The sequence below is a fragment of the Xanthomonas sp. D-36-1 genome (assembly GCF_017746155.1).
Taxonomy (GTDB): Bacteria; Pseudomonadota; Gammaproteobacteria; order Xanthomonadales; family Xanthomonadaceae; genus Xanthomonas; species Xanthomonas cissicola.
In genome coordinates, this window is sequence record NZ_JAGHWR010000006.1 from 95,107 (window position 1) to 109,491 (window position 14,385).

At 65.0% G+C, this 14,385-nt stretch carries 17 protein-coding genes; 11 read left to right on the forward strand and 6 right to left on the reverse strand.

Annotation, left to right across the window (positions count from 1 at the left end; translation table 11 throughout):
* Positions 1-9 precede the first annotated feature (9 nt).
* The 4 genes from J7367_RS02170 to J7367_RS02185 are packed head-to-tail and all read left to right on the forward strand — an operon-like array spanning position 10 to position 1,719.
* A complete protein-coding gene (locus J7367_RS02170; protein WP_057660737.1) occupies positions 10-492 on the forward strand; it encodes a flavodoxin in 483 nt (160 codons plus the stop codon).
* Positions 464-790 (forward strand): thioredoxin family protein, encoded by a 327-nt coding sequence (locus tag J7367_RS02175; RefSeq protein WP_003487311.1) that lies wholly within the window; start codon positions 464-466, stop codon positions 788-790. The genes J7367_RS02170 and J7367_RS02175 overlap by 29 nt, the downstream gene beginning before the upstream one ends.
* A gap of 37 nt (positions 791-827) precedes the next feature.
* On the forward strand, positions 828-1,280 hold the full coding sequence (locus tag J7367_RS02180) for a hypothetical protein (RefSeq protein ID WP_057660733.1): 453 nt from the start codon (positions 828-830) through the stop codon (positions 1,278-1,280).
* Between the two features lie 37 nt (positions 1,281-1,317).
* The gene (locus J7367_RS02185; RefSeq protein WP_003487309.1) at positions 1,318-1,719 is read left to right on the forward strand and encodes an acyl-CoA thioesterase; all 402 of its coding nucleotides are present in this window, start codon (positions 1,318-1,320) and stop codon (positions 1,717-1,719) included.
* A 137-nt stretch (positions 1,720-1,856) separates the two neighbouring features.
* Here the strand turns inward: J7367_RS02185 and J7367_RS02190 are convergent, their stop codons facing one another.
* From J7367_RS02190 to J7367_RS02205, 4 genes are all read right to left on the reverse strand, one after another.
* Positions 1,857-2,372, reverse strand: a complete 516-nt coding sequence (locus tag J7367_RS02190) for a hypothetical protein (protein ID WP_003487308.1) — start codon at positions 2,370-2,372, stop codon at positions 1,857-1,859.
* Positions 2,373-2,653: 281 nt separating this feature from the next.
* Complete coding sequence (gene panE, locus J7367_RS02195; RefSeq protein WP_057660730.1) at positions 2,654-3,598, reverse strand: 2-dehydropantoate 2-reductase; 945 nt, start codon at positions 3,596-3,598, stop codon at positions 2,654-2,656.
* Positions 3,598-4,410: an ABC transporter permease gene (locus J7367_RS02200; protein ID WP_176215016.1), complete on the reverse strand. Its 813-nt coding sequence runs from the start codon at positions 4,408-4,410 to the stop codon at positions 3,598-3,600. The genes panE and J7367_RS02200 overlap by 1 nt, the downstream gene beginning before the upstream one ends.
* Positions 4,407-5,402, reverse strand: a complete 996-nt coding sequence (locus J7367_RS02205) for an ABC transporter ATP-binding protein (protein ID WP_057660724.1) — start codon at positions 5,400-5,402, stop codon at positions 4,407-4,409. Before J7367_RS02205 ends, J7367_RS02200 begins: the two co-directional genes overlap by 4 nt.
* Positions 5,403-5,438: 36 nt before the next feature.
* Here J7367_RS02205 and J7367_RS02210 point away from each other — a divergent pair, with 36 nt between their 5' ends.
* Positions 5,439-6,266, forward strand: coding sequence for a ferredoxin--NADP reductase (locus tag J7367_RS02210; RefSeq protein ID WP_161797553.1), 828 nt, complete (start codon positions 5,439-5,441; stop codon positions 6,264-6,266).
* An 85-nt stretch (positions 6,267-6,351) separates the two neighbouring features.
* On the opposite strand, the gene J7367_RS02215 is transcribed toward J7367_RS02210, so the two are convergent.
* Complete coding sequence (locus tag J7367_RS02215; protein ID WP_209028894.1) at positions 6,352-7,419, reverse strand: cation diffusion facilitator family transporter; 1,068 nt, start codon at positions 7,417-7,419, stop codon at positions 6,352-6,354.
* Positions 7,420-7,484: 65 nt separating this feature from the next.
* Here J7367_RS02215 and J7367_RS02220 point away from each other — a divergent pair, with 65 nt between their 5' ends.
* Complete coding sequence (locus J7367_RS02220) at positions 7,485-7,757, forward strand: metal/formaldehyde-sensitive transcriptional repressor (RefSeq protein ID WP_022560260.1); 273 nt, start codon at positions 7,485-7,487, stop codon at positions 7,755-7,757.
* 118 nt (positions 7,758-7,875) lie between these two features.
* Here the strand turns inward: J7367_RS02220 and J7367_RS02225 are convergent, their stop codons facing one another.
* On the reverse strand, positions 7,876-9,438 hold the full coding sequence (locus J7367_RS02225) for a beta-xylosidase (RefSeq protein WP_057660718.1): 1,563 nt from the start codon (positions 9,436-9,438) through the stop codon (positions 7,876-7,878).
* Between the two features lie 458 nt (positions 9,439-9,896).
* Between J7367_RS02225 and J7367_RS02230 the strand changes: the two genes are divergently transcribed.
* The 5 genes from J7367_RS02230 (at position 9,897) to J7367_RS02250 (ending at position 14,312) form a co-directional block, all read left to right on the forward strand.
* Positions 9,897-10,484, forward strand: coding sequence for a hypothetical protein (locus J7367_RS02230; protein ID WP_007965075.1), 588 nt, complete (start codon positions 9,897-9,899; stop codon positions 10,482-10,484).
* Entirely contained in the window at positions 10,481-10,681 is a 201-nt protein-coding gene (locus J7367_RS02235) for a helix-turn-helix transcriptional regulator (protein ID WP_022560258.1), read from the forward strand. Before J7367_RS02230 ends, J7367_RS02235 begins: the two co-directional genes overlap by 4 nt.
* Before the next feature lie 67 nt (positions 10,682-10,748).
* The gene (locus J7367_RS02240; protein WP_057660715.1) at positions 10,749-12,344 is read left to right on the forward strand and encodes an alpha/beta hydrolase; all 1,596 of its coding nucleotides are present in this window, start codon (positions 10,749-10,751) and stop codon (positions 12,342-12,344) included.
* A gap of 31 nt (positions 12,345-12,375) precedes the next feature.
* The gene (locus tag J7367_RS02245; RefSeq protein ID WP_057660711.1) at positions 12,376-13,122 is read left to right on the forward strand and encodes an ATP-binding cassette domain-containing protein; all 747 of its coding nucleotides are present in this window, start codon (positions 12,376-12,378) and stop codon (positions 13,120-13,122) included.
* Complete coding sequence (locus tag J7367_RS02250) at positions 13,119-14,312, forward strand: ABC transporter permease (protein WP_057660707.1); 1,194 nt, start codon at positions 13,119-13,121, stop codon at positions 14,310-14,312. The genes J7367_RS02245 and J7367_RS02250 overlap by 4 nt, the downstream gene beginning before the upstream one ends.
* Positions 14,313-14,385: the final 73 nt, after the last annotated feature.

The following is a 14,385-nucleotide window of genomic DNA, read 5'->3' on the forward strand; positions in this document are numbered from 1 at the left end:
CCCCGCCCCATGAACATCCTGCTCGCCCTGGCATCGTTGAGCGGCAACACACGCGATCTGGCGCGTGCGGTGGCGCTGCGCTGCGAAGCGGCCGGGCATGCGGTGACCTGGCTGGAAACCGACATGCAGCGGCTGGAGCAGGTGCCGCATGCGCCAGGGCAGTACGCGTTGTTTCTGCTTGGCAGTTGGACCGACAACGGCGGGCGTACGCCGGCAGAGATGAAGCGTTTCATCGTCGAGTTGGTCGACACGCTGGGCAAGCCGCCGCGCGTTGCCGTGTTCGGCACTGGCGAAACGCAGTGGGGCGAAGAGTATTTCTGCGGTGCGGTGCACCGTATCGCGCGCTTCTTCGACAGCCCGTTTCCCCGTTTGACCATCGAGCAGATGCCCCACGGCCAGCGCGACGCGCAGGCCATCGCCGCCTGGACCGACACGGTTCTGGCCCAATGCAAGAACGATCCCAATGCAGACCATTACCGTCACGTCGCCTGAGCACTACACCCAGACCCTGGCCGCGCATCCGCGCGCGCTGGTGGATTTCTACAAGGACAACTGCCCCGGCTGCCGCATGCTCGACATGTCGCTGGACAAGTTCGCCAACAGCGATGCCGCCAATGGCGTGGCCTTGTTGAAGGTCAAGCTGGAAGTGGTGGGCGAGGACTTCTTCCGCGACCTGGGCCTGCGCCAGACCCCGACCCTGGCGCTGTATCGCGATGGCGCGGAAGTGGCGCGTCTGCCCGGCTTCCAGTCGCCGGCGCAGGTGGAAGCGGCGGTCCGCAGCGGCCTGTGATGGCGACGGACGCCCGGTCGATGCAAGGTGCCCGGCAATGAACACCACGGTCACCATCGTCGCCTGGAGCTTCCTGCTGGCGGGGTTGGGCCTGTTGACCGGTGCGGCGCTGCTGCCGGATCAGGCGCGCTGGATCTTGTTGCTGCTGGGCGTGGTATTCGGCGGCGTGGGTGGCGGCATCCTCGGTTATCGCGTCTGGCATGCGCGCCGTGCTGCGTGGTTGCGCCGGCATGGCACGGTGGTGGAGGCGCGTTTTGTGTGCGTTGAACGCAATGCGTCTTTGCAGGTCAATGGCGTGCACCCGTTCCGTATCCTGGCCCATCGCCACGACCGCACGCACGACACCTTGACCGAGTATCGCAGCGATAATCTGTGGGTCGATCCGCAGCCGTTTATGGCCGATGGACAACTGCTGCGCGTCTTCGTCGATCCGCAGCGTCCATTGCGTTACCACCTGGACCTGAGCTTCCTGCCGACGCTGCGCAGCTGATCGGGTTGGCTTTCCTTCCTTCTGACGGCACTTCTTCATGACCAGTTCCACGCCCGTTGCACCGACCGAAGCCCGCATGGCCGAGATCGTGTTTCCCAATCACACCAATCATCTGGGCACGCTGTTCGGTGGGCAGGCGCTGGCGTGGATGGACAAGGCCGCGTTTCTCGCCGCCTCGCGCTATGCGCGCCGCACCGTGGTGACGGCGCGTTCGGATCAGGTGGATTTCAAGCTGCCGATCCGCCAGGGCCAGATGGTGGAAACCATCGCCCGCGTGGTCTTGGTGGGACGTAGCTCGATCACGGTGGAAGTGGAATTGATCGCCGAAGACCTGCTCAGCGGCGCGCGCGAGCTGTGCACGCGCGGGCAGTTCGTGATGATTGCGCTCGATGCCGATGGCAAGCCGACTGCGGTGCCGCCCTTGCCAGCGGCGGACTAACCGCAGCCGATAGCGACTGCACCGCCGCATGCGGGCGTGATCGGTGCTCGGTGCGGCATGTGTCACGTGGACACTGCGGTTCCTGCGCGTCATCCGCCCCACGTCTGACGACCGCTCGCTAGCTGCGCTGACCGCGCTTACTCCTGCACTTCGCGGTCTTCGCGCTTGGTTTCTTCCATCGCCTCCGGTTCCAGCTCTTCGGCGCTGCGATTGAGTTTGACGAACACGCCCCAGGCGATCAGCAGCAGTGCCGCGCATGAGCCGACGGCAGCGGCGTAGGGCAGCTTGGCCGGGTCGGCATGCATCAGCTCGAAGATCGACACCAGCGTCTCGATCGCCAGGGCAATCACGATCACCACGAAAAAGCGCGACAGATACCGCCGCACGCGCGTGGGGCCACTGACCTTGACGTCGCGCAGAATCTCTTCTTCGAAGATGGTCTGGCCCAGTTCGAGCGTGACCAGCGCCACCGTCAGCAGGCCCACAGCTTCAAGCACGACGTTGAAACGGTCGCGCACCACCATGTCGCCGCCGGGGGTGAAGCCGTGCCACAACTCCAGCCCGGCCATCGTCACCAGGCCCGCCGCACACAGCACGAAGAACGCCAGGATCACGAAATGACCGGCACGAAACAGGTGGCTGAGCGCTTTCATCAGGGGCGAGGCGGGCGATGGGAAGCAGAGCATCGTGTGCACCGCGTCGTTACAGCGCGAAGGCTGCGCCAAGCCGGCGCGCCCTCATCCGGCGCGTTGCGCCACCTTCTCCCGCGAGCGGGGGAAGGGATGTATTGGAAGTGGTGCCGAGGGTAGTCGCGCATTGATGCAACGGTAGTCACCGTTCCCCCAGGCAGCTTCCTTCTCCCGCCTGCGGGGGAAGGTGCCCGAAGGGCGGATGGGGGCTGGCGCGCAGCCACCGACCGCCGCCTGCCACCTTCTCAGCGGTGCCGCAGCACCTGATACGCCTGCAGGTGCACATTGGCGGCCATCAGCAGCGGGGCATTGCGGCCGGTCTCGCGCACGCGCGCCAGCATGTCGCCGACGATCTGCGCCGCTTCCACGTCCTGGCCGGCTTCCAGGTCGCGCAGCATCGAGGCCTTGAGCGGCGAATCCACCTGTAGCAGCGTCTGCAACGCGTTGGCGCGTGCGGGCTCGGGAATCGATTGCCCGGCCGCATCGGCGGCCCACAGGCATTCGTTGTACAGGCCGTTGATCAACGCACGGCCGTCGTCGGTGACCACGATCGCACCCACCGGCGCACGCATCATGCACGTGGCCGCGGCCAGCGCGGTGAGAAAGCTGTACTTGATCCATTGTTCCTGCGCGATCTTCTCGCTGGCCACATGGGTGATGTCGGCCTGCGCGCAGGCGGCGGCAAATGCCTGCACCCGCGCCGAATGCGCGTCACCGCTACGCTCGCCGAAGGTGATCGCTGCCGGCTTGCCCAGGTGCAGAATCTCGCCGTGCTCGCCCTTGGTGGCGCTGATGAAGCACAGCCCGCCCAGCACCCGCGCGGCGCCGAAGCGCTCGTCCAGGGCCGCGTAATGGCGCAGCCCGTTGAGGATGGGCAACACCGTGGTGTGCTCGCCCACCGCCGGCGCAATCGCGTCGATCGCGCTGTCCAGGTCGTAGGCCTTGCAGCTCAAGATCATCAGATCGAACGGCTGCTGCGCCACCAATGCCGGCAAGTCCTGCGCGGTGACATGCGCCACCTGCAGATCGGCATCGCCCAGCGGGCTGCGGATGCGCAAGCCGTCTGCCTGCAACTGCGCGGCACGCGCTTCGCGCACCAGGAAGGTGACGTCCACGCCGGCCTGCGCCAGGCGTCCGCCGAAATAGCCACCGGTGCCGCCGGCGCCCAGGATCAGGATGCGCACGGCCATCAGCTCCGCAGCCCCACACCCCGCCGCAGCAGCCACAAGGCCAGGGCGCTGAGCACGGCGACAAAGCCCAGCATCAGTGCGTAGGCCACCCAGATCGGCACATCCGAGCTACCGAGCAGGCCGTAGCGGAACGCGTTGACCATGTAGAAGATCGGGTTGGCATGCGTTGCGGCTTCGGCCCAGCCGGGCAGCAGTTTCACCGAATAGAACACGCCGCCCAGGTAGGTCAACGGGGTCAGGATGAAGGTGGGCACGATCGCCACGTCGTCGAACTTCTTGGCGTAGACCGCGTTGACGAACCCGGCCAGCGAGAAAATGGTCGCGCCCAGCAGCACCGTGGTCAGGGTGACGAATGGATGCGGGATCCGCACCGGAGTGAAGAACATCGCGATGATCAGCACGATCGCCCCGACCATCACCCCGCGCAGCACCGCGCCGGACACGTAGCCCCACAGGATCACCCAGTTGGACATCGGGCTGACCAGCAGCTCTTCGACGTGGCGGCCGAACTTGGCACCGAAGAAGCTCGAAGAGATGTTGCCGTAGCTGTTCTGGATCACGCTCATCATCACCAGGCCCGGCACGATGAATTGCATGTAGCTGTAGCCGCCCATGTCGCCCACGCGCGAGCCGATCAGCCCGCCGAAGATCAAAAAGTACAGCGTCATGGTGATGGCCGGCGGCACCAGGGTCTGGCCCCAGATACGCAGGATGCGCTGCACTTCGCGGCGCACGATGGTGCCCAGCGCAATCCAGTTGCGTTGGCGGGGTGTGGCGGGCGTGGCGGACATCGACGGCTCCGAAGGACTCATGGGTGGCCTGCCGCGCGCGCGGGCGCCACTGCGGCAGGAGCCGGGGCGGCGACGGTCTCGCCGGGCCCGGTCAGACGAACGAACAACTCTTCCAGCCGGTTGCTCTTGGTGCGCATCGAGCGCACGCGGATACCGGCATCGCCCAGCGCGGCGAACACGCGGTTGAGGTCCATCGCGCGCGGCATGTCCAGATCCAGCGTGTGGCCGTCGATGGCGGTAAGCGTGGTGCCTTCGATCACCGGCAACTGCGCCGGCAGCTCACCGTCGATATCGAACAGGAAACCTTCCACGTCGAGCTTGGCCAGCAGTTCGCGCATCGGCCCCTGGGTCACGATCTGGCCGTGATTGATGATGGCCAGGTTGCGGCACAGGTGTTCGGCTTCTTCCAGGTAATGCGTGGTCAGGATGATCGTGGTGCCGGCGGCGTTGATGTCCTTGAGCACGCGCCACATGTCGCGGCGGATCTCGATATCCACACCGGCGGTGGGTTCGTCCAGGATCAGCAGGCGCGGCTGGGTCATCATGGCGCGGGCGATCATCAGCCGGCGCTTCATGCCGCCGGAGAGCGTGCGGCTCATCACCTGGGCCTTTTCCCACAGGTGCGCGCGGCGCAGTTCCACTTCGGCCAGCGCTTGCGCCTGGCTGCGCGGCATGCCGTAGAAACCGGCGTAATTGACCAGGATGTCGAAGGGTTTTTCGAACAGGTTGAAGTTGATTTCCTGCGGGACCAGGCCGATCAGGCGCATCGCATCGCTGCGGTGACGGACCAGGTCGGTACCGAACACTTCCACCTGTCCGCCGGACAGGTTCACCAGCGAGCTGATGATGCCGATCAAGGTGGACTTGCCCGCCCCGTTGGGGCCGAGCAAGGCGAAGAAATCGCCTGGCGCCACGTCCAGCGAGACGCCCTTGAGCGCCTGGGTGCCGTTGTCGTAGGTCTTGCGCAGATCGCACACGCGCAGGGCGGGCGCAGTGGGAGATGGGGAATTCAAGCCGGGTCCTTTGCGCCAGGGCGACGGCGCAGCGAGTTGCAGCCCGTTATTATAGAAGCCCGTTGGGGTTTGCCCCGATCACAGACTGTCCCAAATACGTTCGTGCCCGTTCAATTCCCCCTCAAGCTTGTCGACCGGCGCATGATTGCGCCCACCGTGGCCCACTGTCAGTTCGTCCGTGACGACGGGCAGCCGCTGGATTTCCAGCCCGGCCAGTTCATCCAGATCCATTTCGACTACGCCGATGGCACGCCGACCAAGCGCAGCTATTCGCTGGCGACCATCCACGATCATGCGCTGGGGCCGGGCGAGGCAGTGGAGATCGCGGTGAGCTTCGTGCCCGGCGGCTCGGCCACGGCCTTGTTCGAGGGCCTGGAAATTGGCGACCAGTTGCAGGCAAGCGGGCCCTACGGGCGCTTTTGCCTGCAGGCGGGCGATCACAACCAGCGTTACGTGCTGATCGCCACCGGCACCGGCGTCACCCCGTACCGCTCGATGCTGCCGCTGCTGGCCGAGGCAATCGCCACCCGCGGTGTGCAGGTGGTGTTGCTGCAGGGCGCACGCACCCCGGCCGAGTTGCTGTACGGCGACGACTTCCGCGCGTTTGCCGATGCGCATCCGCAGTTCCGCTACGTACCGTGCTTCTCGCGCGACGTGCCCGCCCAGCCGCACGCCGATGTGCGGCACGGCTACGTGCAGCAGCATCTGGCCGAGTTCGCGCCCGATGCCGCGCACGACATCGCCTACCTGTGCGGCAACCCGGACATGGTGGACACCTGCCTGGAAGCGCTCAAAGCCGCCGGCCTGCCGAGTGCGCAGATCCGCCGCGAGAAATACGTCAGCTCCACGCCGCCGAAGGTCTGAGGTGGCCTGCAGGCGGCGCGTCGATGCCGCCTGTGTCTGCAGGCGTGCTGCGGCCTGCAGCGTGTGATGCCAAGTTGCTGCGGTTTTAGCCGGCAGCGTCTAGAAGCGCCGGGCGCTGCAGCTCGACCGTGACATGCACCAGTTCCTCGTGAATCTGCAGTGCGTCACGCACCAGCTCCGCATCGATGTCGGCCGCAGTGACCAGACTGACGACGCAGGCATAACGCTCGCCGCCGACGCGCCAGACATGCAGGTCGGCGATGTCGATCGCATGCCCAAGCTCGGCGATGACCTGCTTCACTTCCGCCACCACCGGTGCGTCCATTTCCGCATCCAGCAACACGCGGCCGGTGCTGCGCAGCAACCCCCAGGCCCAGACGGTCACCAGCACAGCGCCGACGATGCCCATGATGGGATCCAGCCAGGTCACGCCCCAGTGCATGCCGGCAACCAGCGCCACGATCGCAAGCACCGAGGTCGCGGCATCGGCCACCACATGCAGATATGCCGCGCGCAGATTGAGATCGCTGTGCGCATCCTGGCGATGACCATGACCATGACCATGACCATGACCATGACCATGACCATGACCATGACCATGACCATGACCATGACCATGGCTGTCGTGTGTGTGCGCATGGCCGTGAGCCGGATGCGCGTGACCATGATGATGCCCGTGCGCGTGGCCATGTGCATGCGAATCGCGCAGCCACCACGCGCAAATCAGGTTTACCAGCAGGCCGATCACTGCGATGAGGGTGGCTTCCTGATACTGGATGGGCTTGGGCGTGAACAAGCGTTCCACCGACTGGAATGCCATCAGCCCGGCCACGCCCAGCAACAGGATCGCGCTGGTGTAACCGCCCAGCACTTCGACCTTCCACGTGCCGAAGGTGAAGCGCACATCGCCAGCATGCTGCCGCGCGAAGCGGTAGGCGAACAACGCCAGTCCCAGCGCCAGCGCGTGCGAGCTCATATGCCAGCCGTCGGCGAGCAGGGCCATGGAATTGAGCGTCCAACCGCCCACGATCTCCACCACCATCATGAGCACGGTCAGGATCACCGCCTTGCGGGTGCTGCGCTCGGCGAGCGGGTTGGCGCTGGCAAAGGTGTGCGACTGGGCGCAATGCGGCGCGGCGTGCGTGATCGACATCGGCGGTGGCTCTGGCTAAGGTACCCCCACAGGGTATCTTAAATACCCCTGGGGGGTATATATCGATGGCACATCTCAATCAGGACAAATCCAGACTGCTCGCGCGCGTGCGCAGGATCCGCGGGCAGGTGGAAGGACTGGAAAAGGCCTTGGTACAGGACGTGGACTGCACCGCGCTGCTGACCCAGGTCGCCGCGTTCCGCGGTGCGGCGCAAGGCTTAATGGTCGAGTTGCTCAGCGAGCATCTGAAGCATCATGTCGCCGCACCCGAGGCACCGGGCGAGCGTGAGCTGGCGGTGGATGACATCACCGCCATCCTCAAGACCTATCTCAAGTAAGCGCGGCCGACAGACAATTGCGCTCACTCTGGGCCGGTTGCGGTCCATGCGCGCGGCACGGCCTGCATGGGCGTGTCGCGCCCCGTCGTTCTAACGCGTGGCATCCCGACTTCTACGCTCAGCGCGCCGCCGGCTCCAGCGTCAGCAGCACCACATCGTTGCTGCGCATCGGCACGTTGATCTCGACCACGCCGTCGGCGCCCACGCGCACGCGGCGATCCTGCTCGGGGGCATCGCGCGTGGCCTGTTGCAGCTGCGTCAACTGACGCGGCGCCAGGTCATTGGGCATGCCCATGTCGATGTACAGCGACAACGGGTCGTTACGCCGATAGCCGGTCTTGCGCACCTGCAGCTGGTACGTGCCGGCAGGCACATGGGTCATGCGCACGCGCAGCGGCGCGCTGTCGGTGGCTGGCACCTGTTTGGTATAGAACGGCGTATTGCTCACTGCCTGCACCGGCTGCTGCCAATCCCACGCCAGCGCGGCCACACGCTTGCCGTCCACCGCGGCCAACGCATGCGTATCGCTGAGTGGTACATCGCGGCCCTTGAGTGCATTCAAGTATTTGTAGGCGAACCAGGCCGGCTTGCGAATGCCTTCGCGGTTCATCAGCCCGAATCCACCGTGGAATGGCGTCGGCGGTGGGCCGGGCTCTTCGAACAGATCGGTATAGGTCCAGTAACTCATGCCCTGCACCAGGCCTCGCACCTGTTTGAGCTTGGTCAGGATGTACGGCGCGCTGATGTAACTGTCGTGGACGAAATCGCGCGGCGTATAGCTGCTGCTCCACTCGGTGAAGTACAGCGGCAGGTCCGGGAACGGCGAGGCCTGGATCTGTGCGCGCACGCGTCGCACATCGCCGACGATGGCATCCGGCGATGCGGACAGCTTGGTGTCCTGCTTGCCGTTTTCATCGAGAAACCCGCCATCCACGCCATAGGTATGTGTCGTGACGAAATCGATCGGCAGCGTGTTCTTGGCGGCAAAGGCCAGTAACTCGGGTACCCAGGCGGCGCCTGCCGTCGATGGGCCGCCGACGCGCAATTGCGGGTCGATCGCCTTGATGGTGCGCGCCGTGTTCGCATACAGATCGAAGTAGGCCTGCTGGTCGGCGTTCTCCCAGAAATCCTTCAGATTGGGCTCGTTCCACACTTCGAAATACCACTGGCGCACTTCCTCGGCACCGTAGCGCGCGCGGATGTGGCGCACATACGCATCGATCAACTGCGTCCACTTGGCAGGATCCGGATGCGAGGTGTTGCCCTTCCAGTAGAACAACGTCTGCTCTGAGGTTTTCATCGCGCTTGGGGTGAAGCCCAATTCGACGAACGGGCGAATCCGCTTGGCCAGCAGCGCGTCGTACAACTGATCCAATTTGGTCCAGTCGTAGACCAGTTTGCCGTCTACCGTTTTGACGGTACCGAGCACGTCATGAAACACATCGTGGAAGCGGAGATAACGGAAGCCCAGCTCGTGGACCGCAGGCACCAGATGCGCCTGGGTATCGCTGCGGATTAGCGTGCCGGGGAAATCCGAGCCAACCGACAGGTCGTAGAAACGATCGACCGGCGCGCCAGCCGTGGCCAGATCCAGCTGGATCGTGCGCGGCGCTGCGTGCTGCGCCATGGCAGAGGTCGCTGCGCAGCACAGCGCTGCTGCCAACAAGACATTTGAACGCATCGTCGCTCCTGCTGAAGTTCGAGCCTGCAGCGTAACGCATGCGCGGCAGACCACTGCCGACATGCGGCGTGATGCAGCGAGGCCAGCAGCACAGCTGGGCAGCCGCCATGCGAACGCGGCCGCGGCTCGGCATCGGGATGTTCCGCGCGTAAGCTGCGGCGGCTGTGCGTCGTCTGTACCTACCAGCCGGCGTCCTGCGACGGGTGTTCGCCGCTTGGGCCAGCAATGAAGACGGATGCGGAAAACCGCGTTCGAATGTGTAAAGGGTGCTTGACAGTAAGCGCCAGTGGGCGCATCTTGCCTGTCAAGCGTACTTGACAGGCGACAGAGATGCGGCGGCGGCACAGGCAAATGGAATGCAGGCATGACCGCGCAACGCGATGCGCTGTGCGCACGGTTGCCGGGCATGCGCGCAGCGATCGGGCAGCGCGCGTCATGGCTGTGCCGGGGCCGTGCAAATGACAAGCTGCAAACGCAAGGCGCTGCTGCTGTTCTGCGTGGGACTGGTCTTCCTCGGCACTGGGCTGCTCGGTCTGTGGCAGGTGCTGCCGTTAAACAACTACCTTGCCGGGCTCAGCGCCGGCATCGGTGGATCATGCATGCTGCTGTCGGTGCCGATGTGGCTGACGCGCGGCAGCATGCGCGACAGCACCCGCCCTATGCTGGCGCAACGGTATTACCGCGAATTCGGCATCCCGATGCTGTTGTACGTGCTGGTGATGCTGTTCTGGCGCTTTCTGCTTGGGCATGTCGGGTCCAACTGGGCGCGGGTGTTGATCGCCCTGCTGCCGGCAGTGCTGGTGGTACTGGTCATTCGTGCGGTGGCGCGTTACGTGCGCGATTCTGATGAAATGCAACGGCGGATCGAGCTGGAAGCGATCGCCATTGCCGCCGGGCTGGTCAGCGGTGCGTACATGACGGCCGGATTTCTGCAGGCCGCCGAGTTGATCGATGTTCCGGCGAGCGCGGCGATGCTGTGGGTGTTTCCCTTGCTGTGCGCCATCTATGGTATCACCAAAAGCATCCACGCGCGTCGTTTTGAATGAATAGCCGCGTGCGCGAATTGCGCGAGGCCAATGGGTGGTCGCAAGGGGAGCTTGGCGAACGGCTGGGTGTGTCGCGGCAGACGATCAATGCGCTGGAAACCGGAAAATACGATCCCAGCCTGCCGCTGGCGTTCCGTATCGCACGCTTGTTTGGGGAATCGATCGAGCATGTTTTTCTTTACGAAGACGGGCATTAGTTGCCGCGGTCACGTGTGGCCGCATGCAACGTCAGAGGGACAGGCAATACCAGGAGAGAGGACGACGATGGTCAAGCAATCCACAATGGTGGCGACAGTGCTGATCGCGATGCTGGCTGCCGGATGCCAGCGCGCTGCAGCGCCAGCGGCAGTAAACGAGGTTGCAGGAAACTCCACCCCGACAACGCCGGCTACGAGTGCGCCGCAGCCTGCCGTAAACCACCCGCCCGGCAATGCCGCGGGCAATCGTTACGGCACGCTGCTGTTCACCCCGTGTACGCTGAGCTCGGGCAGCGCCGCCGGCAACATCGAAGCGCAATGCGCGAGCTTGCGCGTGCCGGAAAATCCGGCCGCGCCGAGCGGGCGCAGCATCGCGTTGAAGATCGCCTGGCTGGAAAGCGACGCCGGCGGCGGCAGCACGCAGGACCCGGTGTTCTTCATCGCCGGTGGGCCTGGGCAATCGGCCACTGAGGTCGCGGCGATCGTGGACATGGGGCTGCACGAAGTGCGCAAGCAGCGCGACATCTTTCTGGTCGATCAGCGCGGCACCGGTGGCTCGCATCCGCTGGAGTGTCGCGACGCGGCCGGCAAGCCGCTGGCGCTGGACAACAGCAGCGAAGCCACAGCCGAGCAATTGACTGCGTATGCGGCCCGATGCGCCGACGGTTTGCGCAACGACGCCGACCCGCGTTACTACACCACCAGCGAAGCCATCGGCGATCTGGATGCGGTCCGCGCAGCGCTGGGCGTGCAGACGCTGAATCTGATCGGTGCCTCGTACGGCACGCGCGTGGCGCAGCACTATGCCGCGCGTTATCCGCAGCACACGCGCACCGTGGTGATCGATGGCGTAGCGCCAAACGATCTGGTGATCGGCGGCGAGTTCGCGCGCACCTTCGAAGATGCGATCGCGCTGCAGTCTGCGCAATGCCGCCAGCAGCCTGCATGTGCCAAGCGCTTTCCAGTGGATACCGCCACGCAGTTGCGCCAGGTGGTCGAGCGGCTGCGGCAGGCGCCGGTGGCGGTGGACTACCGCGACCCGCGCACCGGTGCCTTACGCCACGAACAGGTCACTGCCGACACCGTGGCCGGCCTGGCGTTCGGTTTCTCGTATGCGCCGGAAACCGCATCGTTGCTACCGTTGGTGCTGGACGAAGCTGCCGCAGGCCGTTACGCCTCGTTGATGGCCTTGGCGCAGATGAGCGCATCGGGCATGTCCGACCGGATGAATCGCCTGATGCAATGGTCGGTGTTGTGCAGCGAAGATGCCGGGCGTTATCACCCACCCGCACGCCAGGACACCACGTTGCTGGGCAACGCGGTCGCCGAGATGTTCTTCGCACCATGCAAGGTGTGGCCCTCCAAGCCGGCCCCGGCTGCCGCGAGCGCCCCGTTCCGCTCCACGTTGCCGGTGTTGCTGCTCTCCGGCGCGCTCGACCCGGTCACACCGCCACGCTATGCCGAGCGCGTGCTGCAGGGACTGCCCAACGGCCGGCATGTGATTGCGCCCGGGCAGGGGCATGGCGTGTTCCGGCTGGGCTGCATGCCCAAGGTGCTGAGCCAGTTCATGCAGACCGCCGATGCCAAGGCGCTGGATACCACCTGCGTTGCCAGCCTCAACACCGTGCCCGCCTTCACCTCGTTCAACGGATGGGAACCATGAGCCGCATCGACCACGCCACGGAGGCGCTTGCATGATCGTCGTCGATACCCTGCATAAGTCGTTCAAGACCAAGACCGGGCTGGTGAAAGCCGTCGACGGGGTCAGCTTCAGCGCCGCCGATGGCCAGATCACCGGGCTGCTCGGCCCCAATGGCGCCGGCAAGACCACCACCTTGCGCATGCTCTACACGTTGATGGCGCCCGATCAGGGCAGCGTCACGGTCGATGGCGTGGATGCCGCCCGCGACCCGGTGACGGTGCGCCGCGCACTCGGGGTGTTGCCGGACGCACGCGGCGTCTACAAGCGTTTGACCGCACGCGAGAACATTGCCTACTTCGGCCAGTTGCATGGCATGTCGCGCAGCCAGATCGCCCAGCGCACGCAGCTGCTGGCCAGCGCGTTGGACATGGACGACATTCTCGACCGCCAGACCGAAGGCTTCAGCCAGGGCCAGCGCACCAAGACCGCGATTGCGCGCGCATTGGTGCACGACCCGCGCAACGTGATCCTGGACGAGCCCACCAACGGCCTGGATGTGATGACCACCCGCGCCATGCGCGGCTTCTTGCAGCAACTGCGTGCGGAGGGGCGCTGCGTGATCTTTTCCAGCCACATCATGCAGGAGGTCGCCGCGCTGTGCGACCGCATCGTCATCATCGCCAAGGGCAAAGTGGTGGCGTCCGGCAGCGCCGACGAATTGCGTGATGCCACCGGTGAACACAATCTGGAAGACGCCTTCGTCAAGGCGATCGGCTCGGACGAGGGGCTGCACGCATGAGCACCGCATCGTTGTTGTCCACGCTGTGGACCGTGCTGCGCAAGGAATTGCGCGACATCTCGCGCGACCGGCGCACCCTGGCATTGGCGTTGCTGTTGTCGCCGCTGCTGTACCCGATCCTGATCCTGGGCATGGGCGCGCTGAGCGAAAGCCGCGTGCGCACGCAGATCGACAAGCCGCTGGAGATCCCCACGCTCGGCCGCAGCAATGCACCGAATCTGGTGCGATTTCTGGCCGCGCAGGGACTCAATGCCGTGGATGCGCCAACCGATCTGACCGCGGCGATTCGCAACCAGGATGTGGATGTGGCACTGCGCATCAGCGACAGCTACGCCGAGGATTGGCGCGCAGGCCGGCCGGCGCTGGTGGAGATCATCAAGGACAGCACCCGCCGCGAGGCCGATGTGCCGAGCATGCGCTTGCAGGCCGCGCTTACCGGCTACAGCCAGCAGGTCGGCGCCTTGCGGCTGCTGGCGCGCGGTATCGACGCGCAGGTGTCCAGGCCCCTGGAAGTCGCCGCGCAAGATCTGGCCACTGCCGAAGCCAAGCGCGGCCAGATGATGGCGATGCTGCTGCCGGTGTTACTGGTGATCACCTCGTTTCTGGGCGGCGCGTCGTTGATTCTGGACGCCACCGCTGGCGAGCGCGAACGCCAGTCGCTGGAGCCGTTGCTGGCCACGCCTGCGCCGCGCAGCGCCATCGTCAGCGGCAAGATCGCCGCGGCCTGCGTGATCGGCATGGTGTCGTTGTTGCTCACCTTGCTCGCTTTCAAGCTGAGTGCGCAGTTGTCCACGTCGACTCTTGGCCGCCAGCTCAATGTCGGTTTCGTGCCGATGTTGCAGATGCTCTTCATCCTGGTCCCGATGCTGTTTGTCGGCACCTCGCTGCTGACCTATCTGGCCGCGGCCGCCAAGAGCATGAAGGAAGCGCAGGCGCATATGACCTGGCTGCTGCTGCTGCCGATGCTGCCGGGCTATGCATTGATGGCCTATCCGCTGAAGACGCAGCTATGGCATTTTGCGGTGCCGTTTCTGGCGCAGAACCAGATGCTGTTGAAGGTGATCCGCCACGAGACCATCAACCTACAGACCTGGGCGGTGTATCTGCTGGCCGGTTTCGGTGTGGCGGCATTGCTGTGGTATGCGGCAGTGCGCCGGTATCACCAGGGGCGCCTGGCGATTTCGGGCTGAGGTTGTTGCGTGGTGGCTGTTTGCTGCAAGTCCCTGCGGCACCCTCCAACGCGAAACACCGACGCTGCACCAT

Coding starts and splice junctions, on each gene's coding strand:
- J7367_RS02170 (WP_057660737.1), top strand. CDS start 10: ATGAACATCCTGCTCGCCCTGGCATCGTTGAGCGGCAACACACGCGAT.
- J7367_RS02175 (WP_003487311.1), top strand. CDS start 464: ATGCAGACCATTACCGTCACGTCGCCTGAGCACTACACCCAGACCCTG.
- J7367_RS02180 (WP_057660733.1), top strand. CDS start 828: ATGAACACCACGGTCACCATCGTCGCCTGGAGCTTCCTGCTGGCGGGG.
- J7367_RS02185 (WP_003487309.1), top strand. CDS start 1,318: ATGACCAGTTCCACGCCCGTTGCACCGACCGAAGCCCGCATGGCCGAG.
- J7367_RS02190 (WP_003487308.1), bottom strand. CDS start 2,372: ATGAAAGCGCTCAGCCACCTGTTTCGTGCCGGTCATTTCGTGATCCTG.
- panE (WP_057660730.1), bottom strand. CDS start 3,598: ATGGCCGTGCGCATCCTGATCCTGGGCGCCGGCGGCACCGGTGGCTAT.
- J7367_RS02200 (WP_176215016.1), bottom strand. CDS start 4,410: ATGAGTCCTTCGGAGCCGTCGATGTCCGCCACGCCCGCCACACCCCGC.
- J7367_RS02215 (WP_209028894.1), bottom strand. CDS start 7,419: ATGTCGATCACGCACGCCGCGCCGCATTGCGCCCAGTCGCACACCTTT.
- J7367_RS02220 (WP_022560260.1), top strand. CDS start 7,485: ATGGCACATCTCAATCAGGACAAATCCAGACTGCTCGCGCGCGTGCGC.
- J7367_RS02225 (WP_057660718.1), bottom strand. CDS start 9,438: ATGCGTTCAAATGTCTTGTTGGCAGCAGCGCTGTGCTGCGCAGCGACC.
- J7367_RS02230 (WP_007965075.1), top strand. CDS start 9,897: ATGACAAGCTGCAAACGCAAGGCGCTGCTGCTGTTCTGCGTGGGACTG.
- J7367_RS02235 (WP_022560258.1), top strand. CDS start 10,481: ATGAATAGCCGCGTGCGCGAATTGCGCGAGGCCAATGGGTGGTCGCAA.
- J7367_RS02240 (WP_057660715.1), top strand. CDS start 10,749: ATGGTCAAGCAATCCACAATGGTGGCGACAGTGCTGATCGCGATGCTG.
- J7367_RS02245 (WP_057660711.1), top strand. CDS start 12,376: ATGATCGTCGTCGATACCCTGCATAAGTCGTTCAAGACCAAGACCGGG.
- J7367_RS02250 (WP_057660707.1), top strand. CDS start 13,119: ATGAGCACCGCATCGTTGTTGTCCACGCTGTGGACCGTGCTGCGCAAG.